Source organism: Pseudomonas sp. DTU12.1 (assembly GCF_009873475.1).
Classification (GTDB): Bacteria; Pseudomonadota; Gammaproteobacteria; order Pseudomonadales; family Pseudomonadaceae; genus Aquipseudomonas; species Aquipseudomonas proteolytica.
In genome coordinates, this window is record NZ_CP045254.1 from 1,109,314 (window position 1) to 1,134,258 (window position 24,945).

At 57.7% G+C, this 24,945-nt stretch carries 18 protein-coding genes, 2 tRNA genes and 3 rRNA genes; 20 read left to right on the top strand and 3 right to left on the bottom strand.

Features of this window, described 5'->3' with window-relative positions; translation table 11 throughout:
- Positions 1 to 108 precede the first annotated feature (108 nt).
- From GDV60_RS04790 to GDV60_RS04800, 3 genes are read left to right on the top strand one after another with little or no spacing between them, the layout of a single operon-like run.
- On the top strand, positions 109 to 987 hold the full coding sequence (locus GDV60_RS04790; protein ID WP_159906457.1) for a hemin ABC transporter substrate-binding protein: 879 nt from the start codon (positions 109 to 111) through the stop codon (positions 985 to 987).
- Positions 984 to 2,021: an iron ABC transporter permease gene (locus tag GDV60_RS04795; protein WP_159906458.1), complete on the top strand. Its 1,038-nt coding sequence runs from the start codon at positions 984 to 986 to the stop codon at positions 2,019 to 2,021. The genes GDV60_RS04790 and GDV60_RS04795 overlap by 4 nt, the downstream gene beginning before the upstream one ends.
- Positions 2,021 to 2,788 (top strand): heme ABC transporter ATP-binding protein, encoded by a 768-nt coding sequence (locus GDV60_RS04800; protein ID WP_029298928.1) that lies wholly within the window; start codon positions 2,021 to 2,023, stop codon positions 2,786 to 2,788. Before GDV60_RS04795 ends, GDV60_RS04800 begins: the two co-directional genes overlap by 1 nt.
- A gap of 294 nt (positions 2,789 to 3,082) precedes the next feature.
- Here the strand turns inward: GDV60_RS04800 and GDV60_RS04805 are convergent, their stop codons facing one another.
- From GDV60_RS04805 to GDV60_RS04815, 3 genes are all read right to left on the bottom strand, one after another.
- Complete coding sequence (locus tag GDV60_RS04805) at positions 3,083 to 3,355, bottom strand: TfoX/Sxy family protein (RefSeq protein WP_029298926.1); 273 nt, start codon at positions 3,353 to 3,355, stop codon at positions 3,083 to 3,085.
- 201 nt (positions 3,356 to 3,556) lie between these two features.
- Positions 3,557 to 3,901, bottom strand: coding sequence for a pentapeptide repeat-containing protein (locus tag GDV60_RS04810; RefSeq protein ID WP_070994367.1), 345 nt, complete (start codon positions 3,899 to 3,901; stop codon positions 3,557 to 3,559).
- A gap of 91 nt (positions 3,902 to 3,992) precedes the next feature.
- Positions 3,993 to 5,549, bottom strand: coding sequence for a bifunctional aminoglycoside phosphotransferase/ATP-binding protein (locus GDV60_RS04815; protein ID WP_159906459.1), 1,557 nt, complete (start codon positions 5,547 to 5,549; stop codon positions 3,993 to 3,995).
- 117 nt (positions 5,550 to 5,666) lie between these two features.
- Here GDV60_RS04815 and mrcB point away from each other — a divergent pair, with 117 nt between their 5' ends.
- From mrcB to GDV60_RS04905, 17 genes are all read left to right on the top strand, one after another.
- Complete coding sequence (gene mrcB, locus GDV60_RS04820) at positions 5,667 to 7,991, top strand: penicillin-binding protein 1B (protein WP_029298920.1); 2,325 nt, start codon at positions 5,667 to 5,669, stop codon at positions 7,989 to 7,991.
- A gap of 16 nt (positions 7,992 to 8,007) precedes the next feature.
- Positions 8,008 to 8,739: a tetratricopeptide repeat protein gene (locus GDV60_RS04825; RefSeq protein ID WP_029298918.1), complete on the top strand. Its 732-nt coding sequence runs from the start codon at positions 8,008 to 8,010 to the stop codon at positions 8,737 to 8,739.
- The gene (locus tag GDV60_RS04830) at positions 8,739 to 9,068 is read left to right on the top strand and encodes a YqcC family protein (RefSeq protein ID WP_092233399.1); all 330 of its coding nucleotides are present in this window, start codon (positions 8,739 to 8,741) and stop codon (positions 9,066 to 9,068) included. Before GDV60_RS04825 ends, GDV60_RS04830 begins: the two co-directional genes overlap by 1 nt.
- Positions 9,069 to 9,499: 431 nt before the next feature.
- Complete coding sequence (locus GDV60_RS04835; RefSeq protein WP_029298914.1) at positions 9,500 to 11,224, top strand: acetolactate synthase 3 large subunit; 1,725 nt, start codon at positions 9,500 to 9,502, stop codon at positions 11,222 to 11,224.
- A gap of 2 nt (positions 11,225 to 11,226) precedes the next feature.
- Positions 11,227 to 11,718, top strand: coding sequence for an acetolactate synthase small subunit (ilvN, locus tag GDV60_RS04840; protein ID WP_003176102.1), 492 nt, complete (start codon positions 11,227 to 11,229; stop codon positions 11,716 to 11,718).
- Between the two features lie 47 nt (positions 11,719 to 11,765).
- Positions 11,766 to 12,782 (top strand): ketol-acid reductoisomerase, encoded by a 1,017-nt coding sequence (gene ilvC, locus GDV60_RS04845; protein ID WP_007948647.1) that lies wholly within the window; start codon positions 11,766 to 11,768, stop codon positions 12,780 to 12,782.
- Between the two features lie 143 nt (positions 12,783 to 12,925).
- Entirely contained in the window at positions 12,926 to 13,783 is an 858-nt protein-coding gene (gene pssA / locus GDV60_RS04850) for a CDP-diacylglycerol--serine O-phosphatidyltransferase (protein ID WP_029298897.1), read from the top strand.
- A 63-nt stretch (positions 13,784 to 13,846) separates the two neighbouring features.
- Positions 13,847 to 14,860, top strand: coding sequence for a protein-methionine-sulfoxide reductase catalytic subunit MsrP (gene msrP / locus GDV60_RS04855; protein WP_104911573.1), 1,014 nt, complete (start codon positions 13,847 to 13,849; stop codon positions 14,858 to 14,860).
- Complete coding sequence (msrQ, locus tag GDV60_RS04860) at positions 14,860 to 15,480, top strand: protein-methionine-sulfoxide reductase heme-binding subunit MsrQ (protein WP_092233408.1); 621 nt, start codon at positions 14,860 to 14,862, stop codon at positions 15,478 to 15,480. Before msrP ends, msrQ begins: the two co-directional genes overlap by 1 nt.
- A gap of 488 nt (positions 15,481 to 15,968) precedes the next feature.
- A 16S ribosomal RNA gene (locus GDV60_RS04870) occupies positions 15,969 to 17,505 on the top strand.
- 82 nt (positions 17,506 to 17,587) lie between these two features.
- Positions 17,588 to 17,664 (top strand) — tRNA-Ile (locus GDV60_RS04875).
- Positions 17,665 to 17,694: 30 nt separating this feature from the next.
- Positions 17,695 to 17,770, top strand: a tRNA-Ala gene (locus GDV60_RS04880).
- A gap of 247 nt (positions 17,771 to 18,017) precedes the next feature.
- Positions 18,018 to 20,911 (top strand): 23S ribosomal RNA (locus GDV60_RS04885).
- Between the two features lie 150 nt (positions 20,912 to 21,061).
- Positions 21,062 to 21,177, top strand: a 5S ribosomal RNA gene (gene rrf / locus GDV60_RS04890).
- The 16S, 23S and 5S rRNA genes sit together here with 2 tRNA genes alongside, the layout of an rRNA operon.
- A 162-nt stretch (positions 21,178 to 21,339) precedes the next feature.
- The gene (locus GDV60_RS04895) at positions 21,340 to 21,999 is read left to right on the top strand and encodes a paraquat-inducible protein A (protein WP_029295839.1); all 660 of its coding nucleotides are present in this window, start codon (positions 21,340 to 21,342) and stop codon (positions 21,997 to 21,999) included.
- Positions 21,986 to 22,609, top strand: coding sequence for a paraquat-inducible protein A (locus GDV60_RS04900; RefSeq protein ID WP_029295837.1), 624 nt, complete (start codon positions 21,986 to 21,988; stop codon positions 22,607 to 22,609). The genes GDV60_RS04895 and GDV60_RS04900 overlap by 14 nt, the downstream gene beginning before the upstream one ends.
- Positions 22,602 to 24,905, top strand: a complete 2,304-nt coding sequence (locus GDV60_RS04905) for a PqiB family protein (RefSeq protein WP_070996415.1) — start codon at positions 22,602 to 22,604, stop codon at positions 24,903 to 24,905. Before GDV60_RS04900 ends, GDV60_RS04905 begins: the two co-directional genes overlap by 8 nt.
- Positions 24,906 to 24,945: the final 40 nt, after the last annotated feature.

The following is a 24,945-nucleotide window of genomic DNA, read 5'->3' on the forward strand; positions in this document are numbered from 1 at the left end:
AAATGCAAACAATTATCAAATGCCGGCTTCGCCCGTTGGCTGACTGCGTGCTCAGTACGATGCCAGGCGGTCATATGACTGACCCCACCCTTGGAAGGAAACCCTTTTATGCGCCTGAGTACCAGCGCTATTGCGCTTGTTGTTGGACTGCTGGTCAACCACGTGGCGCAAGCCGCTGAGCTGCCTCAACGCTGGGTCAGCGCCGGCGGTGCGTTGTCGGAGTGGGTGGCGGCCCTTGGCGGGGAGTCGAAGCTGGTGGGTGTCGATACTACCAGCCAGCATCCGCAGTCGCTCAAGGCGCTGCCGAGTATCGGTTACCAGCGCCAGCTCTCCGCCGAAGGGATCCTGAGCCTGCGCCCGCAGATCCTGGTGGGCACCGAGGAAATGGGGCCACCACCGGTGCTGGCGCAGATTCGAAACGCGGGGGTGCAAGTGGAACTGTTCTCCGCGCAACCGGACCTGCCGACCCTGCAAGGCAACCTGCAACACCTGGGCAAGTTGTTGGGTGCCGAAGACAAGGCCGCGGCACTGTTCAGCACTTATCAACAGCAACTGAACCTGCAGAAAAAGACCGTGACCCAGGCGCAAGCCCGGCAAAAGGCGCCCGGCGTGCTGCTGGTGCTCGGGCATGCCGGTGGCAAGCCGCTGATCGCTGGCACGGACACGGCCGCCGATTGGGTGTTGCAACAAGCGGGTGGGCGCAACCTGGCGACGCACAGCGGCTATAAGCAGTTTTCGGTTGAGTCGCTGGCGGAGTTGAGCCCAGAAGTGCTGGTGTTCTCCGACCGCGCCCTGAGTGGCGAGGCGGCCCGCGCGGCCTTGTTCAAAGAGAACCCGATTCTGGCGAAAACCTCGGCGGCCCAGTCAGGCCGGGTGTTTGAGTTGGACGCCACGCTGCTGGTCGGTGGCCTTGGCCCGCGATTGCCGGCTAGCCTGCAAGCTTTGTCCGCCGGGTTCTATCCCGCTAAAGCCCAAGCCGCCCCATGACCACTCTGGTTAAACCGCGTGCGCTGTTTATCGGCTTGAGCCTGTTGTGTGTATTGGCGATCTGGCTGTCCCTGGCCCTGGGGCCGGTCAGCCTGCCGTTGCTCGACACATTGCGCGCCGCCCTGCGCTTGCTGGGCGTGCCCATCGAGGCCCAGGGCCTGGAGCAGGCTGAACTGATTCTTGGCCAGATCCGCCTGCCGCGCACGTTGTTGGGGCTGGCGGTTGGCGGGGTGCTGGCGCTGTCGGGGGTGGCCATGCAGGGGTTGTTCCGTAACCCGTTGGCCGACCCGGGGCTGGTCGGGGTGTCCAGTGGGGCTGCGCTGGGGGCCGCGGTGGCCATCGTCGGCGGCGCGGCTTTCGGTGGCCTGCCGGACGCGGTGGGGCCGTATCTGCTGTCGCTGTTTGCATTTCTTGGTGGCTTGGGTGTGACTGCATTGGTGTATCGCCTGGGGCGTCGCGACGGCCAGACCAATGTTGCAACCATGCTCTTGGCCGGCATCGCCTTGACCGCCCTGGCGGCTTCGGCGGTGGGCCTGTTCACCTACCTGGCGGATGACGCCACTTTGCGCACCCTGACGTTCTGGAACCTGGGCAGCCTCAATGGCGCCAGCTACTCGCGGTTGTGGCCGTTGCTGCTGGTAAGTGCGGGCGTGGCGCTATGGCTGCCGCGCCGGGCCAAGGCGCTCAATGCCTTGCTCCTGGGCGAATCGGAGGCCAGCCATCTGGGGATCAATGTCGAGGGTCTCAAGCGCGAACTGGTGTTTTGCACGGCCCTTGGGGTGGGCGCAGCGGTCGCTGCTGCAGGGCTGATCGGTTTTGTCGGGCTGGTGGTGCCGCACCTGGTGCGGCTATTGGCGGGGCCGGATCACCGCGTGCTCCTGCCGGCCTCGGTACTGGCGGGTGCGAGTCTGTTGCTGTTCGCCGATCTGGTGGCCCGCCTGGCGCTGGCACCGGCTGAGTTGCCCATCGGCATTGTTACCGCCTTTATCGGTGCTCCGTTTTTTCTCTACCTGCTGTTGCGAGGACGCGCCTGATGCTGCGAGTGGAAAACCTGCAGATCCGCCGCGGTCGCAAAACCGTATTGGCCGATGTGACCCTTGACCTCCGGCCGGGTGAAGTATTGGGTGTGTTGGGCCCCAATGGAGCGGGTAAAAGTACCTTGCTGGGCGCGTTGTGCGCGCAATTGCATCCGGATGAAGGGCGAGTCTGGCTGGACGAACGCGAGCTCAAGGATTGGCAGGGCGCGCAACGGGCACAGCGGCTGGCGGTGCTGCCCCAGGTGTCGACCCTGGATTTTGCTTTTCGCGTCGAGGAAGTGGTGGGCATGGGGCGCTTGCCCCATCAAAGCGGGCGGGTACGCGACGATGAAATCATCGAAGCCGCCTTACGCGCTGCTGATGTAGGCCATTTGAGTGGGCGTAGCTACCTGGCCCTGTCCGGCGGTGAGCGCCAGCGCGTGCACCTGGCGCGGGTGCTGGCGCAATTATGGCCGGGCGAGGCGGGGCAGACGTTACTGCTCGATGAGCCGACCTCGATGCTTGACCCCTTGCACCAGCACACCACCTTGCAGGCCATCCGCAGCTTCGCCGACCGTGGTGCCGCCGTGCTGGTGATCCTCCACGACTTGAATCTGGCGGCGCGCTACTGCGACCGCATCCTGCTGTTGGAGAATGGCCGCCCCCATGCCCTGGATACGCCGACGCAAGTATTGCGTCCTGAGCTGCTCAAGGCAGTGTTTGGCCTGGATGTGCTAGTGCAGCCCCATCCTGAACTAGGCCATCCACTGATCATCGCCCGCTAAAACCGGTAGGAGCCGGCAAGCCAGCTCCCACAAGGAATGCACTCATGTGCCTGGGCCATAAAACGCAGGCAAAAAAAGACCCGGCAAGAGCCGGGTCAAATAACCGTGATTAGCCTGATGAGGAGATAATCTGAGAGTCCGAACCAATGGTCTTTCAGTTATCGGCTGATCTCGCGACCAGTTGTGATAATCATAACGATTCTCATTTGAGAGTCAACATTTGTTTTTGCACCCTGGAAGGTTTTCCTCAAACGCTTGTTTGGAATCCCCGCAAACACTGGGCTTTGGCTCTTCTCAGTTCTTATTGCGTGCCGACAACGCTTCCAATTGGCGATTCAAGGCTTCCTTGCGCTCGGTTGGAATATCGTTCCAATGCACGTCCATCAATGCACCCTCGATGGCATACAGCAGGACCTTTGAAGCCCGAAAGCCGCGGGTACGTACCGCCCGGTAGGCGTCTACCGCGCCCAGGCGACGCAGGTCCGAAGCGCTATGAATGCCCACCGCATGCAGCCATTGCGCCGAGGTCTTGCCAAGGTTTTTCAGGTGTTGCAGCTCATCATTCATCAAGCCTCCTTGCGACGGCCGAATGGTTCGGTGGGTATCGTGACCAGGCAAGCCTGAAAGGAGTGTAGCGCTCAGTAGGAAAAGCGTAGTTGTTTGCTCAGAAACGACGTAAACGCTTCTAAGGCTGACGCTGGAATCTTGACGGTGGCAGGTGCCGGCCCCCAGCCCGCATTGCGCGCAGCTGGGTATGAAGGTGTACGGTCAGCGGGTGCGGTAACGCAGGCGAGTGCCGAAATTGACCGACATGAGGATCTCGTCAGCGCTCAGTTCTGGGGGGAAGTAAGTGCCCGAGATCTGCGCATGGGCCAAGCTCGCGCCTTCCAGCGCGCAGTCGCGCAAGTCCAGGCCACGCAGGTCGGCAGAACGGAAATAGGCGTCGGTAAAATCCACGCCCTCGGCGTCCAGGTGACGCAGGTCGAGCCCTCGGAAGTCGCCGCCGCGCATATCTATGACGCCATCCTTGGGGCGCTCCTGATTGAAGCCACGGATGTCATCTTTATGCAGCAGCGCGTAGAGCGGGGTATCAAGCAGCTTCGGCTGGCCCATGGCGGCATCTCCTGTTGGACTTATAATGCCATTATAGTGCCACTATTTCCGGCCGTGAGCTGTTAACGGCATCACGGCCAGGAAATATTTCTTACAACCCTGGCAGGTGCTGGCGAACATGGGCAACCAGCGCGTCCAGCGTCCCGCTCTCATTGGTCTCGACCCGCTTGCTCAGCAGCAGCTCTTCGGCGCCCAGGGCATCACGGCTGGCTTGCTGCTGTTCAATGACCGCCAGGGTGGCGTCGGACGGATCGTTTTTATCTGCCTGACGTTTTGCCAGCCAGCTAGCGATAACCGCCTGCGGTGCATTGCAATCCAGGATCAGGAATGGCGCGCCGGTGGCTTCTGCGACTTTGGCGGCAGCGTCTCGTTGCTCGCGTTTGAGGTAGGTTGCGTCCAGGACCACCGGGAAGCCTGCGCGTAGCACGGTTTCGGCGAGGGTATTCAGGCGGGCGTAGGTCGCGGCACTGGCGTCCGAGGCATAGATCCCGGCTTGCGGAGTGTTCTCCACCTGCTGCTCGCCGAACAGGCGTTTACGCTCGACATCCGAGCGCAGGCGAATGGCGCCCAGCGCGTCCACCAGGCGCATCGCCACATGGCTTTTGCCGGTCGCCGACACGCCATGGGTAATTGCCAGGAAGCGCGAGGGGATGGTGCTGTAGCTTTCGGCCAGGTTGGCGTAGTTGCGGTATTGGCGCAGGGTGGTTGCACGTTCGACCGGAGTTGCCTCGGACGGCATGCTGAACAGCGCGACCTTGGCGCGGACCAGCGCGCGGTAGGCTTTGTAGAAGTTCAGCAGCTCCAGGCTCTGGTAGTCGCCGGTCAGCTCCAGGTACTGGCTGATAAAACGCCGGGCCAGGGACTTGAGGCCACGGTCTTCCAGATCCATGGCCAGGAAGCCGGTGTCGGCGCACACGTCGGTGAAGCGGAACGGTTCGTTGAACTCGATGCAATCGAAGATCACCACGTGCCCGTCGATCATGGTCGCGTTGCCCAGGTGGATATCACCGTGGCACTCGCGGATAAAACCATTGAGCTTGCGCTGCTCCAGCAGGGGCTTGAGGCGTTCAAAGCTGCTCTCGGCCCAGGCTTGCAGTGCTTCCAGTTGGGCCAGGTCGGCCTTGTCGCTGAGGAACGGAAGAATCTGCTCGAAGTTCTGCCGCACCGGCGCCATTACTTCGTTCGGGGTGCCGGCCGGATGTGCCTCGGGAACCTTGGGCGCGTTCAGGTGAAATTGCGCAATCTGGCTAGCCATCTCATCAATGTGGCCGCTGGTCAGCTCGCCGTTGGCCTGCAAGGTACTCAGCAGTTGGCTTTGCGGGAACTGGCGCATTTTCAGCACATATTCGATGGCGGGGCCTTCGCCGCCCAGTTGCGGTGCTTCAACGCTGCCGGTGATCGGCAACACTTCAAGATACAAATCTTGCGTCAGGCGTTGGTTCAGGCGCAGCTCTTCGTTGCAGAAGTGGGCGCGGGCATCCAGTTGGGTGAAGTCGAGGAAGCCGAAGTTCACCGGCTTCTTGATTTTATAGGCATAGGGACCGGTGAGCAGGACCCAGGAAATATGGGTTTCGATGACTTGAAACGTTTCGACCGGATGAGGAAACAGGGCCGGGTTTTGCAGGGCGGCAATCAGGGGCTGGCTCACGGGCGATCCTTCGGAGTCTGGGAAAATAATGGAGCGCATTATGGCCGCTCAAGCCGGTCATGCAAACCGCCGTCCGGTTCATGTTGATCATCAATAAAGTGCGTATAATCCGCCGCCATGACTCGTACTCGATCTCCCCGTTCCCGTAAAAAACCTCCTTCCCGCAGCCTGCGCCCCTGGTTGGGCTGGGCGCTCAAGCTCGGCCTGGTGGGCCTGGTGGTGATCGCCGGCATCGCGGTCTACCTCGATGCGGTGGTGCAGGAGAAGTTCTCTGGCAAGCGCTGGACCATCCCGGCGAAGGTCTACGCTCGCCCGCTGGAACTGTTTACCGGCCAGAAGCTGAGCAAGGCCGACTTCCTTACCGAACTCGATGCGTTGGGCTACCGGCGCGAAGCCGTGGCCAATGGTCCGGGGGCGGCGGCGGTCAGCGGCAATACCGTGGATCTGAACACCCGCGGCTTCCAGTTCTACGAGGGCCTCGAAAAGGCGCAGCCGGTGCGCGTGCGCTTCTCCGGGGACTACGTGGCCGAGCTTTCTGCACTCAATGGCGGCAAGCTGCCGGTGGTGCGCCTTGAACCATTGTTGATCGGCGGGATTTACCCGAAGAACCTTGAAGATCGCATCCTGATCAAGATCGATCAGGTGCCGCCGTATCTGCTGGAAACCCTGGTTGCGGTCGAAGACCGGGATTTCTATAGCCACTGGGGCGTATCGCCCAAGTCCATCGCCCGCGCCATCTGGGTCAACACCTCGGGTGGGCGGATGACCCAGGGCGGCAGTACCCTGACGCAACAATTGGTCAAGAACTTCTACCTGACCAGCGAACGCAGCCTGACCCGTAAACTCACCGAAGCCATGATGGCGATGCTGCTGGAGTTGCATTACAGCAAGCAGGAGATTCTGGAGGCCTACCTCAACGAGGTGTTCGTCGGCCAGGATGGTCAGCGCGCGGTGCACGGTTTCGGCCTGGCCAGTCAGTTCTTCTTCGGCCAGCCATTGTCCGAGCTCAAGTTGCACCAAGTGGCGCTGCTGGTGGGCATGGTCAAGGGACCGTCCTATTACAACCCGCGCCGCAACCCGGAACGGGCCCTGGAGCGCCGCAACCTGGTGCTCGATGTGCTGGAGCAGCAGGGCGTTGCAACCGCTGAACAGGTTGCTGCTGCGAAGAAGATGCCCCTGGGTGTCACCACCCGTGGCAAGTTGGCCGACAGCTCCTTCCCCGGCTTTATCGACCTGGTCAAACGCCAGTTGCGCGAAGACTATCGCGACGAAGACTTGACCGAAGAAGGCCTGCGGATCTTTACCAGTTTCGACCCGATTCTGCAGATGAAGGCCGAAGCCTCGGTCAGCGATACCTTCAAGCGCCTGGCCGGGCGTAAAGGCTCGGACGAGGTCGAAGCGGCCATGGTGGTGACCAATCCGGAAACCGGTGAAGTCCAGGCCATGATCGGCAGTCGCCAGGCCAGCTTTGCTGGCTTCAACCGTGCGCTGGATGCCGTGCGGCCGATTGGCTCGCTGATCAAGCCGGCGGTGTACCTCACCGCGCTGGAAAAACCGAGCAAATACACCCTGACCAGTTGGCTGTCCGACGAAGCGTTTTCGGTCAAGGGCGCCGACGGCCAGGTGTGGAAGCCGCAGAACTATGATCGTCGCTCCCACGGCACCGTATTCCTGTACCAGGGGCTGGCGCATTCCTACAACCTGTCCACGGCGCGGCTTGGCCTGGAACTGGGTGTGCCGAATGTGCTCAAGACGCTGGCGCGGCTGGGCGTCAGCCGCGAGTTCCCGGCGTTCCCGTCGATGTTGCTGGGCGCAGGGGGCTTGAGCCCGATGGAAGTGGCAACCATGTACCAGACCCTCGCCAACGGTGGTTTCAATACGCCGATGCGTGGGATCCGCAGTGTTCTCACGGCGGAAGGCGAACCGCTCAAACGCTACCCGTTCCAGATCGAGCAGCGCTTTGATCCGGCCTCCATCTACCTGATCCAGAACGCCATGCAGCGCGTCATGCGCGAAGGTACCGGGCGGTCGGTGTATAGCTCACTGCCGGGCAACCTGACGCTGGCTGGCAAAACCGGTACCAGTAACGATTCCCGTGACAGTTGGTTCGCCGGTTTCAGCCAGGACCTGCTTGCGGTGGTATGGCTGGGGCGCGATGACAACGGCAAGACACCCTTTACCGGCGCGACCGGCGCGTTGCAGGTCTGGACCAGCTTTATGCGCAAGGCCGACCCGCTGCCACTGAACATGCCACAACCTGACAATATCGTTCAGGCCTGGATCGACCCCCATACCGGCCAGGGCTCCGATGCCAACTGTCCGGGCGCGGTGCAGATGCCGTATATTCGCGGCAGCGAACCGCCAGCCGGCGCTCCGTGTGGCACAGGTGTGCCCACAGACGCGGATTCGGTGATGGATTGGGTCAAGGGCTGGATGAATTAAGCAAAGAGGATTTCAAGTGAACAAGTGGTTGATTCCGGCTATTACAACGTTAGCTTTGCTCAGTGGTTGCTCCAGCGTGCAGCGCGGCTCCATCCCTGTGGTGGATTCCGGCACGGCTGTGTCCAACAATGATCGGATTTCGGCCAATGGCGGCTTTCGCCAGACCGTGACCACCCGTCCCAACCCTGCCACGACCCAGGCCGTGCCGCAGGATTCTGGCGTGGTAGTGATGGTCCCTGGCGGAGGCGCCACCACGTCAGCGCCGATCAGCTCCGCGCCTTGGACGCCGGGCCCGATTACACCAGGGCCGTCGAATTCCGCGCCGATTGATACGGCGCCGATCAACCAGGGTTCCTACAACATGCCGTCGACACCGAGCGGGATTCCTTCGGCCAATGCTGGCGGCTTGTCTGCCGACGAGCAGTTGGACGGCCCGGTCCTGGCCTTGCTCACCACCGCGCAGCAACAGCAGGCCGGTGGCGACTTGAACGGCGCATCGTCCAGCCTCGAGCGCGCCCAGCGTGTTGCACCACGTGAGCCGCAGGTGCTCTACCGTCTGGCGCAAGTGCGCATGGCCCAGGGTGACGCGCCACAAGCTGAACAGTTCGCCCGTCGTGGCTTGACCATGGCCAACGGTCGTCCTGATCTGCAGGCCAGCCTGTGGGCCTTGATTGGTGATGCACGTGCCGCGCAAGGTGATGCTGCCGGCGCCGCCCAGGCCCGGCAAAAAGCCAAGGTCAGCCTCTGATGGATTCGCGTTTTCCGGCGATTGCCGAACAGTTGTTGTTGATTGAGCGTGAACTGCGTGTGCAGGGCTGGTGGGATGATGTGTCTCCCAGTGTCGAGGCGCTGAGCAGCGTCGAGCCGTTTTCTGTCGATACCCTGGACTTTCACCAGTGGTTGCAGTGGGTTTTCCTGGCCCGGATGAAGCAGATCCTGGAACAGGACTTGCCGCTGCCCAATGCGTCGGGAATCCTGGAGATGGCCGAGATGGTCTACGCCGATCGTCCGCGCGAGAGCCTCGGCTTGCGCAATGCGCTGAAAAAGTTCGACCAACTGATCGTCGACGCTCGTTAATTGCCTGACTGCCGGGTTTTCCGGCAGTCTTGCGCACATTTCTACCGCTTGACGACATTCAGGCGAGTTTTATCCCTCCTCAAACCCCTTTCTTCTTCGTTCTCATGCGCTTACTTGGAAAAAAGCGCAATTATTGCTTGACTTGAAGGGGCTGAAACAGAAGAATCCAAAGTCCGCTGTATCGGGACTGCCAGAAGCAGGCCCGCTCAGCAGATCATGAGGCGCACATCCGCGCCGACCTGTTACACCCGCAACGCGTTACCTCGCGCTGGGTGGGAAAAGCCCGCAACACTTGGGACGATCCCAATACTTGCTCAGTCAGTGCTGACGTAGTCGGCGACCACCGTCGCTCATGCTCTGTTGAGAAGTAAACCTATTAAGACCCGTCGGTTTTCAACGGACGGTATTCTGGCGTTTTAGAGGTGAACAACGTGGAGCTTTTATCTGGTGGTGAGATGCTCGTCCGCTTTTTGCGTGACGAAGGCGTCGACTATATCTACGGGTACCCAGGTGGTGCTCTGCTGCATGTCTACGACGCACTGTTCAAGGAACCTGGTGTTACCCACATCCTGGTTCGCCACGAACAGGCCGCGACCCATATGGCTGACGGTTACGCCCGTGCCACCGGTAAAGCCGGCGTGGTGCTGGTAACGTCCGGCCCAGGCGCAACCAATGCCATTACCGGCATCGCGACTGCTTATATGGACTCCATTCCGATGGTGATCATTTCCGGCCAGGTGCCTAGCACCATGGTTGGTACCGATGCATTCCAGGAAACCGATATGATCGGTATCTCCCGGCCGATCGTGAAACACAGCTTCATGATCAAGCATCCGTCGGAGATCCCGGACGTCATGAAAAAGGCCTTCTACCTCGCACAGTCCGGTCGCCCGGGGCCTGTGGTGGTCGATATCCCGAAAGACATGACCAACCCGGCGGAAAAATTCGAATACGTCTTCCCCAAGAAAGCCAAGCTGCGTTCCTACAGCCCGGCCGTTCGTGGGCACTCGGGGCAGATCCGCAAGGCCGCAGAAATGCTCCTGGCGGCCAAGCGTCCGGTGCTGTACTCCGGTGGTGGGGTGATCCTGGGTGGTGGTTCCGCACCTTTGACCGAATTGGCCAAGATGCTCAACCTGCCGGTGACCAACACCTTGATGGGCCTCGGCGCGTTCCCGGGTTCGGATCGTCAGTTCGTCGGTATGCTCGGCATGCACGGCAGCTACACGGCCAACCTGACCATGCACCATGCCGACGTGATTTTGGCCGTGGGTGCGCGGTTCGATGACCGGGTGATCAACGGCGCGAGCAAGTTCTGCCCGAATGCCAAAATCATCCACATCGACATCGACCCGGCGTCCATCTCCAAGACCATCAAGGCCGACGTGCCGATCGTAGGTCCAGTGGAAAGCGTATTGACCGAAATGGTCGCCGCGCTCAAGGACATTGGCGAGACGCCGAACAAGGAATCCGTTGCCAGTTGGTGGAAGCAGATCGACGAATGGCGTGGTGACCGCGGCCTGTTCCCTTACGACAAGGGCGACGGCAGCATCATCAAGCCACAGACCGTGATCGAAACCCTGTGCGAAGTGACCAAGGGCGACGCCTTTGTGACCTCCGACGTGGGCCAGCACCAGATGTTCGCCGCGCAGTACTACAAGTTCGACAAGCCTAACCGCTGGATCAACTCCGGTGGCCTGGGCACGATGGGCTTTGGTTTCCCTGCGGCCATGGGTGTGAAGCTGAGCTTCCCCGACACCGACGTTGCGTGCGTGACCGGTGAGGGCAGTATCCAGATGAACATCCAGGAGCTGTCGACCTGCCTGCAGTATGGCTTGCCGGTGAAGATCGTCTGCCTGAACAACGGTGTACTGGGCATGGTTCGCCAGTGGCAGGACATGAGCTACAACAGCCGTCACTCCCATTCCTACATGGAATCGCTGCCTGATTTCGTCAAGCTGGTTGAAGCCTATGGCCATGTCGGCATGCGCATCACTGATTTGAAGGATCTGAAGCCGAAGATGGAAGAGGCGTTCGCCATGAAGGATCGCCTGGTGTTCATCGACATCCAGGTCGACACCAGCGAGCACGTCTACCCGATGCAGATCAAAGACGGCTCTATGCGCGACATGTGGCTGAACAAGACGGAGCGAACCTAATCATGCGGCACATTATCTCCCTGCTTCTGGAGAACGAACCCGGCGCTCTGTCTCGTGTGGTCGGCCTGTTTTCGCAACGCAACTACAACATCGAAAGCCTGACCGTGGCCCCGACCGAAGACCCGACCCTGTCGCGCCTGACGTTGACTACTGTAGGTCACGATGAGGTGATCGAGCAGATCACCAAGAACCTCAACAAGCTGATCGAAGTGGTCAAGCTGGTCGATCTGTCGGAAAGTGCCCACATCGAGCGTGAGCTGATGCTGGTTAAAGTCAAGGCTACGGGTGCCCAACGTGCCGAGATCAAGCGCACTACCGATATTTATCGTGGGCAGATCGTCGATGTGAGCGCCAGCGTTTATACCGTGCAACTGACCGGTACAAGCGACAAGCTGGACAGCTTCATCCAGTCGATCGGGACGGCCTCGATTCTGGAAACCGTACGCAGTGGTGTCACCGGGATTGCCCGTGGCGACAAAGTACTCAGCATCTAACCCAAATTAGTGAATGGCCTTACGGCCTGGATATATAGAGGAACCTCATGAAAGTTTATTACGAAAAAGATTGTGACCTGTCGATCATCCAGGGCAAAAAAGTCGCCATCATCGGCTACGGTTCCCAGGGCCACGCTCAAGCGTGCAACCTGAAAGACTCCGGCGTTGACGTGACTGTTGGCCTGCGCAAAGGCTCGGCGACCGTTGCCAAGGCCGAGGCTCATGGCCTGAAAGTGACTGACGTTGCTTCCGCTGTTGCTGCTGCCGACCTGGTCATGATCCTGACCCCGGACGAGTTCCAGTCCGCGCTGTACAAGAACGAAATCGAACCGAACATCAAGAAGGGCGCTACCCTGGCCTTCTCCCACGGCTTCGCGATCCACTACAACCAGGTTGTACCGCGCGCTGACCTCGACGTGATCATGATCGCGCCGAAAGCACCGGGCCACACCGTGCGTTCCGAGTTCGTCAAGGGCGGCGGTATCCCTGACCTGATCGCGATCTACCAGGACGCCTCGGGCAACGCCAAGAACGTTGCACTGTCCTACGCTGCTGGCGTTGGTGGTGGTCGTACCGGCATCATCGAAACCACCTTCAAGGACGAGACCGAAACCGACCTGTTCGGCGAGCAGGCTGTTCTGTGCGGCGGTACCGTCGAGTTGGTAAAAGCCGGTTTCGAAACCCTGGTTGAAGCTGGCTACGCGCCGGAAATGGCCTACTTCGAGTGCCTGCACGAACTGAAGCTGATCGTTGACCTCATGTACGAAGGCGGTATCGCCAACATGAACTACTCGATCTCCAACAACGCTGAATACGGCGAGTATGTGACCGGCCCGGAAGTGATCAACGCCGAATCCCGTCAGGCCATGCGCAACGCCCTGAAACGTATTCAGGACGGCGAGTACGCCAAAATGTTCATCAGCGAAGGCGCAACCGGCTACCCTTCGATGACCGCCAAGCGTCGTAACAACGCCGCTCACGGTATCGAAATCATCGGCGAGCAACTGCGCTCCATGATGCCGTGGATCGGTGCCAACAAGATCGTCGACAAAGCCAAGAACTAAGTCGTACGGATCAAGTGAAAACGCGGCCTAGGCCGCGTTTTTTCGTTTGAGGGCTGGTTCTGGTATAAAGCTGCATCGTTTGCGGGCGAACACTCGCCGCAAGTGTCTGTCGAATTTTTTCACACCGTTGCAAGGTAAAGTCCATGAGCGAACGTCCCGAAGAGCCAAACCAGGCCTCTGACGCCGAAAGCCTGCTACCGATCGATGAGCATGTCGAAGAAGGGCATGACGCGGAAGGCCGCAAGGTCCGGCATCGTGGCATCTATCTTCTGCCCAACCTGTTCACCACGGCGAACCTGTTTGCCGGTTTCTACTCCATCATCAATTCCATGAGTGCCCAGAGCGCATTGGCGGCAGGTGATGCGGCGAGTGCCAGCAAATATTTCGGTTTTGCCGCCATCGCGATCTTCGTGGCCATGGTGCTCGACGGCCTTGATGGGCGCGTGGCGCGGATGACCAATACCCAAAGCGCCTTCGGTGCCGAGTACGACTCGCTGTCGGACATGGTTGCCTTTGGTGTCGCACCTGCGTTGTTGGCGTTTGCCTGGGCGCTGGGGGATATGGGCAAGGTTGGCTGGATGGTTGCCTTCATCTATGTGGCGGGAGCTGCGTTGCGTCTGGCGCGCTTCAATACCCAGGTAGGCACTGCCGACAAGCGCTACTTCATTGGCCTGGCCAGTCCTGCTGCGGCAGGTGTGGTGGCGGGTATTGTCTGGGCGTTCAGTGACTATGGTATCCAGGGGTCGAAGATGTCCTTCCTGGTAGCCTTGATGGTCGCGGCGGCTGGCATGCTGATGGTCAGCAACATCAAGTACAACAGCTTCAAGGAGTTCGACCTGAAGGGGCGGGTGCCTTTCGTGGCAATTCTGGTGGTGGTGCTGGTTTTCGCGGTCGTCTTCAGCGATCCGCCGCGGATTCTGCTGCTGGCGTTCCTGGTATATGCCGCTTCGGGTCCGGTTCAGTACCTGTTGCATCTTCGCCGGGACAAAACATTGCCTTAATGTAATTTCCCACATACTCCGCAGTCTATTGGTGCATCAGTTCTCCAATGCTGCGGAGTTGCCATGTTAATCAAATTGCCCAAAGCGTCCGACTGCCACGAATCGGATGTCACCCCAGAATCCCTCTATTTCTCCCGTCGCAGTTTGCTCGGTGGCGCGCTTGCCGGTATGGCGGCCAGTAGCCTGCCGCGTTGGGCGAGTGCGGCTGACACTGCGCGTTATGCTGATGTCGAGCCCGGCAAGGCGCCTGGCTGGTTCGCCGAAAAGCTTCCAGGTACGCAATGGCAGGCAGTGACGGTAAAAGACGAAGCCATCACCCCGTTCAAAGATGCGACCCACTACAACAACTTCTATGAGTTCGGTACAGACAAGGGCGACCCCGCGGCAAATGCCGGGTCGCTCAAGACCGAGCCATGGAGTGTCGTAATTGATGGCGAGGTTGCAAAACCGGGGCGTTACGCCTTGGAAGACTTTATGAAACCGTACCAGTTAGAAGAGCGGATCTATCGTCTGCGCTGTGTTGAGGCTTGGTCGATGGTCATTCCCTGGATGGGGTTCCCCATATCAGCCCTGCTGAAGCAGGTTGAGCCGACCTCCAAGGCCAAGTACATCCGCTTTGAAACCCTCCAAGACCCCAAGAGCATGCCGGGCCAGCGTTCGAGCTTCGGCCTGATCGACTGGCCTTATGTAGAAGGGTTGCGCCTGGATGAAGCGATGAACCCTCTGGCGATCCTGGCAGTGGGCATGTATGGGCGTGAATTGCCCAACCAGAACGGTGCGCCGCTGCGTTTGGTGGTGCCATGGAAGTATGGTTTCAAGAGTGTGAAGTCCATCGTGCGGATCAGCCTGGTAAGTGAGCAGCCGAAAACTACCTGGCAAAGCATTGCGGCGGATGAGTATGGGTTTTATGCGAATGTGAATCCCACGGTCGACCATCCGCGCTGGACCCAGGCGCGAGAACGACGCCTGCCCAGTGGTTTATTCAGCCCGAATGTGCGCGAGACGCAGATGTTCAACGGTTACTCGGAAGAGGTCGCCTCTCTTTATACGGGTCTTGATCTGCGGAAGAACTATTGATGCGTTACCCCATCTGGCGCGTTGGCGTCTTTATAGCAGCGGCGGTGTGGCCGTTGTATTGGTTGTATGAGGCCTGGAGTTTGGCCTTGGGCCCTGATCCCGGCAAAGTGCTGGTTGATCGCCTGGGGTTGGGGACGCTGATCCTGTTGCTGGTCACCCTGGGGATGACGCCTCTGCAAAAGCTCAGCGGTTGGGCAGGGTGGATCGCTGTGCGCCGACAGCTGGGGTTGTGGTGTTTTGCCTATGTGGTGTTGCACCTCGCGGCTTACTGCGTATTTATCCTGGGGTTGGATTGGTCGCAATTGGGCGTGGAGTTACGCAAGCGCCCCTACATTATTGTGGGGGCGTTGGGTTTCCTGTGTTTGCTGGCGTTGGCGGTGACCTCCAATCGCTACAGCCAGCGTCGGCTGGGGAGCCGTTGGAAGAAGCTGCATCGCTTGGTGTACGTGATTCTGGGGCTTGGTTTATTGCATATGCTTTGGATCGTACGGGCTGATCTTAAGGAGTGGGCTATCTATGCTTCTATAGGTGCGTTGCTCTTGCTCCTGCGGATCCCGCCTGTGATGCGTCGAATCCCGCGTCTTATGGCTAAAAAAGCACCATCTGCAACAAAAGTGTAATTAGTCCTTGACCGCAGAATCAGGAAGTCTATAATTCGCCCCACTTCCGGCGCAGTCGAAACGGAAAACTCCTTGGTAAACAATGAGTTATGCGAGATTCGACAGCAAGTTGCTTCAGTTCATCGAAGCCAAAAGGAAGTTGAAAAAGAGGTGTTGACAGCAGCGTGTAACGCTGTAGAATTCGCCTCCCGCTGACGAGAGATCGGAAGCGCAAGTGGTTGAAGTTGTTGAGGAAAACCTCGAAAGCTTCTGAAAATAACCACTTGACAGCAAATGAGGCTGCTGTAGAATGCGCGCCTCGGTTGAGACGAAAGATCTTAACCAATCGCTCTTTAACAACTGAATCAAGCAATTCGTGTGGGTGCTTGTGGAGTCAGACTGATAGTCAACAAGATTATCAGCATCACAAGTTACTCCGCGAGAAATCAAAGATGTAACCAACGATTGCTGAGCCAAGTTTAGGGTTTCTTAAAAACCCAAAGATGTTTGAACTGAAGAGTTTGATCATGGCTCAGATTGAACGCTGGCGGCAGGCCTAACACATGCAAGTCGAGCGGTAGAGAGAAGCTTGCTTCTCTTGAGAGCGGCGGACGGGTGAGTAATGCCTAGGAATCTGCCTGGTAGTGGGGGATAACGTTCGGAAACGGACGCTAATACCGCATACGTCCTACGGGAGAAAGCAGGGGACCTTCGGGCCTTGCGCTATCAGATGAGCCTAGGTCGGATTAGCTAGTTGGTGGGGTAATGGCTCACCAAGGCGACGATCCGTAACTGGTCTGAGAGGATGATCAGTCACACTGGAACTGAGACACGGTCCAGACTCCTACGGGAGGCAGCAGTGGGGAATATTGGACAATGGGCGAAAGCCTGATCCAGCCATGCCGCGTGTGTGAAGAAGGTCTTCGGATTGTAAAGCACTTTAAGTTGGGAGGAAGGGCAGTAAATTAATACTTTGCTGTTTTGACGTTACCGACAGAATAAGCACCGGCTAACTCTGTGCCAGCAGCCGCGGTAATACAGAGGGTGCAAGCGTTAATCGGAATTACTGGGCGTAAAGCGCGCGTAGGTGGTTAGTTAAGTTGGATGTGAAATCCCCGGGCTCAACCTGGGAACTGCATTCAAAACTGACTGACTAGAGTATGGTAGAGGGTGGTGGAATTTCCTGTGTAGCGGTGAAATGCGTAGATATAGGAAGGAACACCAGTGGCGAAGGCGACCACCTGGACTGATACTGACACTGAGGTGCGAAAGCGTGGGGAGCAAACAGGATTAGATACCCTGGTAGTCCACGCCGTAAACGATGTCAACTAGCCGTTGGGAGCCTTGAGCTCTTAGTGGCGCAGCTAACGCATTAAGTTGACCGCCTGGGGAGTACGGCCGCAAGGTTAAAACTCAAATGAATTGACGGGGGCCCGCACAAGCGGTGGAGCATGTGGTTTAATTCGAAGCAACGCGAAGAACCTTACCAGGCCTTGACATCCAATGAACTTTCTAGAGATAGATTGGTGCCTTCGGGAACATTGAGACAGGTGCTGCATGGCTGTCGTCAGCTCGTGTCGTGAGATGTTGGGTTAAGTCCCGTAACGAGCGCAACCCTTGTCCTTAGTTACCAGCACGTTATGGTGGGCACTCTAAGGAGACTGCCGGTGACAAACCGGAGGAAGGTGGGGATGACGTCAAGTCATCATGGCCCTTACGGCCTGGGCTACACACGTGCTACAATGGTCGGTACAGAGGGTTGCCAAGCCGCGAGGTGGAGCTAATCCCACAAAACCGATCGTAGTCCGGATCGCAGTCTGCAACTCGACTGCGTGAAGTCGGAATCGCTAGTAATCGCGAATCAGAATGTCGCGGTGAATACGTTCCCGGGCCTTGTACACACCGCCCGTCACACCATGGGAGTGGGTTGCACCAGAAGTAGCTAGTCTAACCTTCGGGAGGACGGTTACCACGGTGTGATTCATGACTGGGGTGAAGTCGTAACAAGGTAGCCGTAGGGGAACCTGCGGCTGGATCACCTCCTTAATCGACGACATCAGCTGCTCCATAAGTTCCCACACGAATTGCTTGATTCATTGAAGAAGACGAAAAGAAGCAGCCCGAAATTGGGTCTGTAGCTCAGTTGGTTAGAGCGCACCCCTGATAAGGGTGAGGTCGGCAGTTCGAATCTGCCCAGACCCACCAATTTTGTGTGGGAAACGCCTGTAGAAATACGGGGCCATAGCTCAGCTGGGAGAGCGCCTGCCTTGCACGCAGGAGGTCAACGGTTCGATCCCGTTTGGCTCCACCACTACTGCTTCTGTTTGTATAAAGCTTAGAAATGAGCATTCCATCGTTATGATGGTGAATGTTGATTTCTAGTCTTTGACTAGTTCGTTCTTTAAAAATTTGGGTATGTGATAGAAAGATAGACTGAACGTTACTTTCACTGGTAACGGATCAGGCTAAGGTAAAATTTGTGAGTTCTCTTAGTTGAGAAATTCGAATTTTCGGCGAATGTCGTCTTCACAGTATAACCAGATTGCTTGGGGTTATATGGTCAAGTGAAGAAGCGCATACGGTGGATGCCTTGGCAGTCAGAGGCGATGAAAGACGTGGTAGCCTGCGAAAAGCTTCGGGGAGTCGGCAAACAGACTTTGATCCGGAGATGTCTGAATGGGGGAACCCAGCCATCATAAGATGGTTATCTTACGCTGAATACATAGGCGTAAGAGGCGAACCAGGGGAACTGAAACATCTAAGTACCCTGAGGAAAAGAAATCAACCGAGATTCCCTTAGTAGTGGCGAGCGAACGGGGACTAGCCCTTAAGTGGCTTTGAGATTAGCGGAACGCTCTGGAAAGTGCGGCCATAGTGGGTGATAGCCCTGTACGCGAAAATCTCTTAGTCATGAAATCGAGTAGGACGGAGCACGAGAAACTTTGTCTGAATATGGGGGGACCATCCTCCAAGGCTAAATACTACTGACTGACCGATAGTGAACTAGTACCGTGAGGGAAAGGCGAAAAGAACCCCGGAGAGGGGAGTGAAATAGATCCTGAAACCGTATGCGTACAAGCAGTGGGAGCCCACTTTGTTGGGTGACTGCGTACCTTTTGTATAATGGGTCAGCGACTTATTTTCAGTGGCGAGCTTAACCGAATAGGGGAGGCGTAGCGAAAGCGAGTCTTAATAGGGCGTCTAGTCGCTGGGAATAGACCCGAAACCGGGCGATCTATCCATGGGCAGGTTGAAGGTTGGGTAACACTAACTGGAGGACCGAACCGACTACCGTTGAAAAGTTAGCGGATGACCTGTGGATCGGAGTGAAAGGCTAATCAAGCTCGGAGATAGCTGGTTCTCCTCGAAAGCTATTTAGGTAGCGCCTCATGTATCACTGTAGGGGGTAGAGCACTGTTTCGGCTAGGGGGTCATCCCGACTTACCAAACCGATGCAAACTCCGAATACCTACAAGTGCCGAGCATGGGAGACACACGGCGGGTGCTAACGTCCGTCGTGAAAAGGGAAACAACCCAGACCGTCAGCTAAGGTCCCAAAGTTATGGTTAAGTGGGAAACGATGTGGGAAGGCTTAGACAGCTAGGAGGTTGGCTTAGAAGCAGCCACCCTTTAAAGAAAGCGTAATAGCTCACTAGTCGAGTCGGCCTGCGCGGAAGATGTAACGGGGCTCAAACCATACACCGAAGCTACGGGTATCACCCTCGGGTGATGCGGTAGAGGAGCGTTCTGTAAGCCTGTGAAGGTGAGTTGAGAAGCTTGCTGGAGGTATCAGAAGTGCGAATGCTGACATGAGTAACGACAATGGGTGTGAAAAACACCCACGCCGAAAGACCAAGGTTTCCTGCGCAACGTTAATCGACGCAGGGTTAGTCGGTCCCTAAGGCGAGGCTGAAAAGCGTAGTCGATGGAAAACAGGTTAATATTCCTGTACTTCTGGTTATTGCGATGGAGGGACGGAGAAGGCTAGGCCAGCTTGGCGTTGGTTGTCCAAGTTTAAGGTGGTAGGCTGGAATCTTAGGTAAATCCGGGATTCTAAGGCCGAGAGCTGATGACGAGTTACCCTTTGGGTGACGAAGTGGTTGATGCCATGCTTCCAAGAAAAGCTTCTAAGCTTCAGGTAACCAGGAACCGTACCCCAAACCGACACAGGTGGTTGGGTAGAGAATACCAAGGCGCTTGAGAGAACTCGGGTGAAGGAACTAGGCAAAATGGCACCGTAACTTCGGGAGAAGGTGCGCCGGTGAGGGTGAAGGACTTGCTCCGTAAGCTCATGCCGGTCGAAGATACCAGGCCGCTGCGACTGTTTATTAAAAACACAGCACTCTGCAAACACGAAAGTGGACGTATAGGGTGTGACGCCTGCCCGGTGCCGGAAGGTTAATTGATGGGGTTAGCTAACGCGAAGCTCTTGATCGAAGCCCCGGTAAACGGCGGCCGTAACTATAACGGTCCTAAGGTAGCGAAATTCCTTGTCGGGTAAGTTCCGACCTGCACGAATGGCGTAACGATGGCGGCGCTGTCTCCACCCGAGACTCAGTGAAATTGAAATCGCTGTGAAGATGCAGTGTATCCGCGGCTAGACGGAAAGACCCCGTGAACCTTTACTATAGCTTTGCACTGGACTTTGAATTTGCTTGTGTAGGATAGGTGGGAGGCTTTGAAGCGTGGACGCCAGTCTGCGTGGAGCCAACCTTGAAATACCACCCTGGCAACTTTGAGGTTCTAACTCAGGTCCGTTATCCGGATCGAGGACAGTGTATGGTGGGTAGTTTGACTGGGGCGGTCTCCTCCTAAAGAGTAACGGAGGAGTACGAAGGTGCGCTCAGACCGGTCGGAAATCGGTCGTAGAGTATAAAGGCAAAAGCGCGCTTGACTGCGAGACAGACACGTCGAGCAGGTACGAAAGTAGGTCTTAGTGATCCGGTGGTTCTGTATGGAAGGGCCATCGCTCAACGGATAAAAGGTACTCCGGGGATAACAGGCTGATACCGCCCAAGAGTTCATATCGACGGCGGTGTTTGGCACCTCGATGTCGGCTCATCACATCCTGGGGCTGAAGCCGGTCCCAAGGGTATGGCTGTTCGCCATTTAAAGTGGTACGCGAGCTGGGTTTAGAACGTCGTGAGACAGTTCGGTCCCTATCTGCCGTGGACGTTTGAGATTTGAGAGGGGCTGCTCCTAGTACGAGAGGACCGGAGTGGACGAACCTCTGGTGTTCCGGTTGTCACGCCAGTGGCATTGCCGGGTAGCTATGTTCGGAATAGATAACCGCTGAAAGCATCTAAGCGGGAAACTAGCCTCAAGATGAGATCTCACTGGAACCTTGAGTTCCCTGAAGGGCCGTCGAAGACTACGACGTTGATAGGTTGGGTGTGTAAGCGCTGTGAGGCGTTGAGCTAACCAATACTAATTGCCCGTGAGGCTTGACCATATAACACCCAAGCAATTTGCGTCGAAAGGCCAGATTGCGGTGTGTGAAGACGAAACGAACCGAAAGTTCGATTCTTGCAAACACCGACTTCTATTACATACCCAATTTGCTGAAGCGAGGCCAGCTGGCCACGACTCAGTACCCGAATTTCTTGACGACCATAGAGCATTGGAACCACCTGATCCCATCCCGAACTCAGTAGTGAAACGATGCATCGCCGATGGTAGTGTGGGGTTTCCCCATGTGAGAGTAGGTCATCGTCAAGATTAAATTCCGAAACCCCAATTGCGAAAGCAGTTGGGGTTTTGTTTTGGGCGGTCGAAAAGGTTCTGGCATATCGCCACTGTTCACCCCGACAAATTTGCACAGTTATTTCTGAGCCAGAACACTAGAATAGACGCCTGATCATTTTAGACTTAGAGCCCTATATGTCCGACCCGGTTGATACCCCTCAGGTGTCCGACCTACCTCTGGAGGACCTGGTTGCCTGTCATGAGTGCGACTTGCTGATGCGCAAGCCAGAACTTGCGCACGGTGAAAAGGCCCTGTGCCCGCGCTGTGGTTATGAGATGTACGCCCACCGCTACAATGTCGTCGAGCGCAGCCTGGCCTTGGTGATCGCGGCGCTGTTGCTGTACATCCCGGCGAACTTTCTACCCATCATGCAGCTCAATCTACTCGGGCAGTCTTCTGAAGACACGGTCTGGAGCGGCGTAGTCGCCCTGTTTAATACCGGGATGCAAGGCGTGGCCGTGGTGGTGTTCCTGTGCAGTATGGGCATTCCATTGCTTAAGTTGCTGTGCCAACTGGCGGTCTTGCTCAGCATTCGTTGGAACGTAGGCCGCAACTACGGCCTGTTGCTGTACCGCATTTATCACCATCTGCGCGATTGGGGGATGCTTGAGGTCTACCTGATGGGCGTGCTGGTGGCGATCGTAAAGTTGGCCGACATGGCCGCCCTCAGCGTAGGCCTGGGACTGGCCTGTTTTGTCAGCCTGTTGATGGTCCAGGTGCTGCTGGAGGTAGTCATGTCACCTCATCAGATCTGGCAAGCGTTGTCCGGGGAGGACGAACATGCGGGCGATTGATGCTGGCATTCTGATCTGTACTGAATGTCACGAATTGAACAGGCAAGACCCGGACACCGACGAGCAAACCTGCACCCGTTGCGGCGCGCTGGTTCACGCTCGCCGTCCGAACAGCCTGATGCGCACCTGGGCATTGCTGATTACTGCGGCAATTCTGTACATCCCGGCTAACCTGTTGCCTATCATGACGGTCAACTCCCTGGGGCAGGGCGCGCCGAGCACGATCATGGCCGGCGTGATCGAACTGGTTCAGCACGGTATGTTCCCGATTGCCGCCGTGGTGTTTATTGCCAGTATCCTGGTACCAACCTTCAAGCTGGTAGGCATTGCGCTGTTGCTGTTCTCGGTGCAGCGTCACCAGCCGCTTTCTGCCCGACAACGCATTATCATGTACCGCTTTATCGAATTCATCGGCCGCTGGTCCATGCTGGATATTTTCGTGATCGCTATTCTGGTTGCGGTCGTAAACTTTGGGCGACTTGCCAGTATCGAGGCCAATCTCGGTGCCGTGGCATTCGCCAGTGTGGTGATTTTGACGATGCTTGCTGCAGTAACTTTCGATCCCCGACTGATTTGGGATAACACGGAGTCGGACGACGACCATGACTGATTTGCCAAAGGCTAAAACCCGCCCCGCTTCGAACTGGTCGGCCATATGGGTACTGCCCTTGATCGCCCTGGTGATCGGCGGCTGGCTCGGATGGCGTGCCTACAGCCAGACGGGCATCGAGATCCAGGTTCGCTTTGAGAGCGGCGAAGGCATCCAGGTCAACAAGACAGAAGTGGTCTACAAAGGCATGCCTGTGGGCAAGGTCAAGACCCTGGCCCTGGATGATGAGGGCAGTAATCGCGGGGTGATTGCCACCATCGAGATGAACAAGGATGTCGAGCAGTACCTCAAGGCCAATACGCGCTTCTGGCTGGTCAAGCCAAGCGTCAGCCTGGCTGGCATTACAGGCCTGGAAACCCTGGTCTCGGGCAACTATATCGCTGCCAGCCCTGGCGACGGCGAGCCTACGCGCAAGTTCAAGGCGCTCTCCGAAGAGCCACCTTTATCCGACGCCAAGCCCGGCCTGCACCTGACCGTCAAGGCCGAGCGGCTCGGCTCGCTCGACCGTGGCAGCCCGGTGTTCTACAAACAGATCCAGGTCGGCCAGGTCAAAAGCTACCTGCTGTCCGCCGATCAAAACACCGTCGAGGTGAAGATCTACATCGAGCCAACCTACGCCAGCCTAGTGCGCAAACATACGCGCTTCTGGAATGCCAGCGGCATCAGCATCGACGCCAACCTGTCCGGGGTCAAAGTGCGCAGCGAGTCCCTGGCCAGTATTGTCTCCGGTGGTATCGCCTTCGCCACGCCGGAGAATCGCAAGGACAGCCCGCCCACCGATCCGAGCCTGCCGTTCCGCCTCTACGAAGACTTCGATGCCGCCGCCGCGGGTATCCGCGTCAAGGTCAAGCTCAGTGACTTCGAGGGCCTGCAGGCAGGTCGCACACCGGTGATGTACAAAGGTATCCAGGTCGGCAGCCTCAAGGCTCTGAAGGTGGACTCTGATCTGTCCAGCGCCAGCGCCGACCTGACCCTCGACCCATTGGCCGAGGACTACCTGGTGGAAGGCACCCAGTTCTGGGTGGTCAAGCCGTCCATTTCCCTGGCGGGCATCACTGGCCTGGAAGCGTTGGTAAAGGGTAACTACATTGCCATCCGTCCCGGCGACAAAGGCGCCAGCCCGCAACGCGAGTTTGTCGCGCGGCCCAAGGCGCCACCGCTGGACCTGCGCTCCCCAGGCTTGCACCTGGTCCTGCTCACCGAGAGCCTCGGCTCCCTGGAGGTCGGCAGCCCGATCCTCTACAAGCAGGTCAAGGTCGGTTCGGTACAGAGCTATCAGTTCTCGCGCAAGCGCAAGCAACTGGTGATCGGCGTGCATATCGAGAAGGAATACGAAGGCCTGGTCAACGGCTCGACGCGTTTCTGGAACGCCAGTGGCGTGACCCTTACCGGTGGACTCACCGGCGGCATCCAGGTCAAAAGCGAATCGCTGCAAAGCCTGATGGCCGGTGGTATCGCCTTTGAAACCCCTGAGCCGAATGTGCCGCTGAGAAATCGCATTCCACGTTTCCGCCTGTTTGCCGATCATGAAGCCTCCAGCCAACGCGGCACCCTGATCACCATCAAGGTGGACCGCGCCGATGGCCTGCGCACCGACACGCCAATCCGCTTCAAAGGCCTGGACGTGGGCAAGATTGAAAGCGTCGACCTGAGCGCCGACATGCAGTCGGTGATGCTCAGCGCACGCATCACCGAAGTGCCTGAGCGGATCGCCCGCGCTGGCAGCCAGTTCTGGGTGGTCAAGCCCGAGTTGGGCCTGATGAAAACCGCCAACCTGGAAACCCTGGTCACAGGCCAGTACATCGAAGTTCTGCCACCGGTGAAAAGCACCGGCCCGCAAAAGAACTTCGTGGCCCTGGCCCAGCCGCCAGAGACCAATGTGCAGGAGGCCGGCTTGAGCCTGGTGCTCAGCGCTGCCCGTCGTGGTTCGTTGAAAGTTGGCGTACCGGTCACCTACCGTGAAGTCACCGTGGGCAAGGTCACTGGATACGAGCTGGGCAAGACCGCTGATCGCGTGCTGATCCATGTGCTGATCGAGCCCAAGTACGCACCGTTGGTTCGCAGTGGCAGCCGTTTCTGGAACAGCAGTGGCTTTGGTCTGGACTTCGGTCTGTTCAAAGGCGCGACGGTACGCACCGAGTCCTTGGAAACCCTGATTCAGGGCGGGATCGCCTTTGCCACTCCCGACGGCGAGCGCATGGGCAACCCGGCGCTGCCTGAGCAGACGTTCCCGTTGTTCGACAAGTTTGAAGACGAATGGCTGATCTGGGCGCCGAAGATCCCTCTGGGGAAATAAATCCAGCAGCCACAAAAAAGGCCGCGATCCAAAAGATCGC

Bases quoted from the DNA above. Each gene is read 5' to 3' on its own strand.
- GDV60_RS04790 (WP_159906457.1), top strand. From the start codon at position 109: ATGCGCCTGAGTACCAGCGCTATTGCGCTTGTTGTTGGACTGCTGGTC.
- GDV60_RS04795 (WP_159906458.1), top strand. From the start codon at position 984: ATGACCACTCTGGTTAAACCGCGTGCGCTGTTTATCGGCTTGAGCCTG.
- GDV60_RS04800 (WP_029298928.1), top strand. From the start codon at position 2,021: ATGCTGCGAGTGGAAAACCTGCAGATCCGCCGCGGTCGCAAAACCGTA.
- GDV60_RS04805 (WP_029298926.1), bottom strand. From the start codon at position 3,355: ATGAATGATGAGCTGCAACACCTGAAAAACCTTGGCAAGACCTCGGCG.
- GDV60_RS04810 (WP_070994367.1), bottom strand. From the start codon at position 3,901: ATGGGCCAGCCGAAGCTGCTTGATACCCCGCTCTACGCGCTGCTGCAT.
- mrcB (WP_029298920.1), top strand. From the start codon at position 5,667: ATGACTCGTACTCGATCTCCCCGTTCCCGTAAAAAACCTCCTTCCCGC.
- GDV60_RS04830 (WP_092233399.1), top strand. From the start codon at position 8,739: ATGGATTCGCGTTTTCCGGCGATTGCCGAACAGTTGTTGTTGATTGAG.
- ilvN (WP_003176102.1), top strand. From the start codon at position 11,227: ATGCGGCACATTATCTCCCTGCTTCTGGAGAACGAACCCGGCGCTCTG.
- ilvC (WP_007948647.1), top strand. From the start codon at position 11,766: ATGAAAGTTTATTACGAAAAAGATTGTGACCTGTCGATCATCCAGGGC.
- pssA (WP_029298897.1), top strand. From the start codon at position 12,926: ATGAGCGAACGTCCCGAAGAGCCAAACCAGGCCTCTGACGCCGAAAGC.
- msrP (WP_104911573.1), top strand. From the start codon at position 13,847: ATGTTAATCAAATTGCCCAAAGCGTCCGACTGCCACGAATCGGATGTC.
- msrQ (WP_092233408.1), top strand. From the start codon at position 14,860: ATGCGTTACCCCATCTGGCGCGTTGGCGTCTTTATAGCAGCGGCGGTG.
- GDV60_RS04895 (WP_029295839.1), top strand. From the start codon at position 21,340: ATGTCCGACCCGGTTGATACCCCTCAGGTGTCCGACCTACCTCTGGAG.
- GDV60_RS04900 (WP_029295837.1), top strand. From the start codon at position 21,986: ATGCGGGCGATTGATGCTGGCATTCTGATCTGTACTGAATGTCACGAA.
- GDV60_RS04905 (WP_070996415.1), top strand. From the start codon at position 22,602: ATGACTGATTTGCCAAAGGCTAAAACCCGCCCCGCTTCGAACTGGTCG.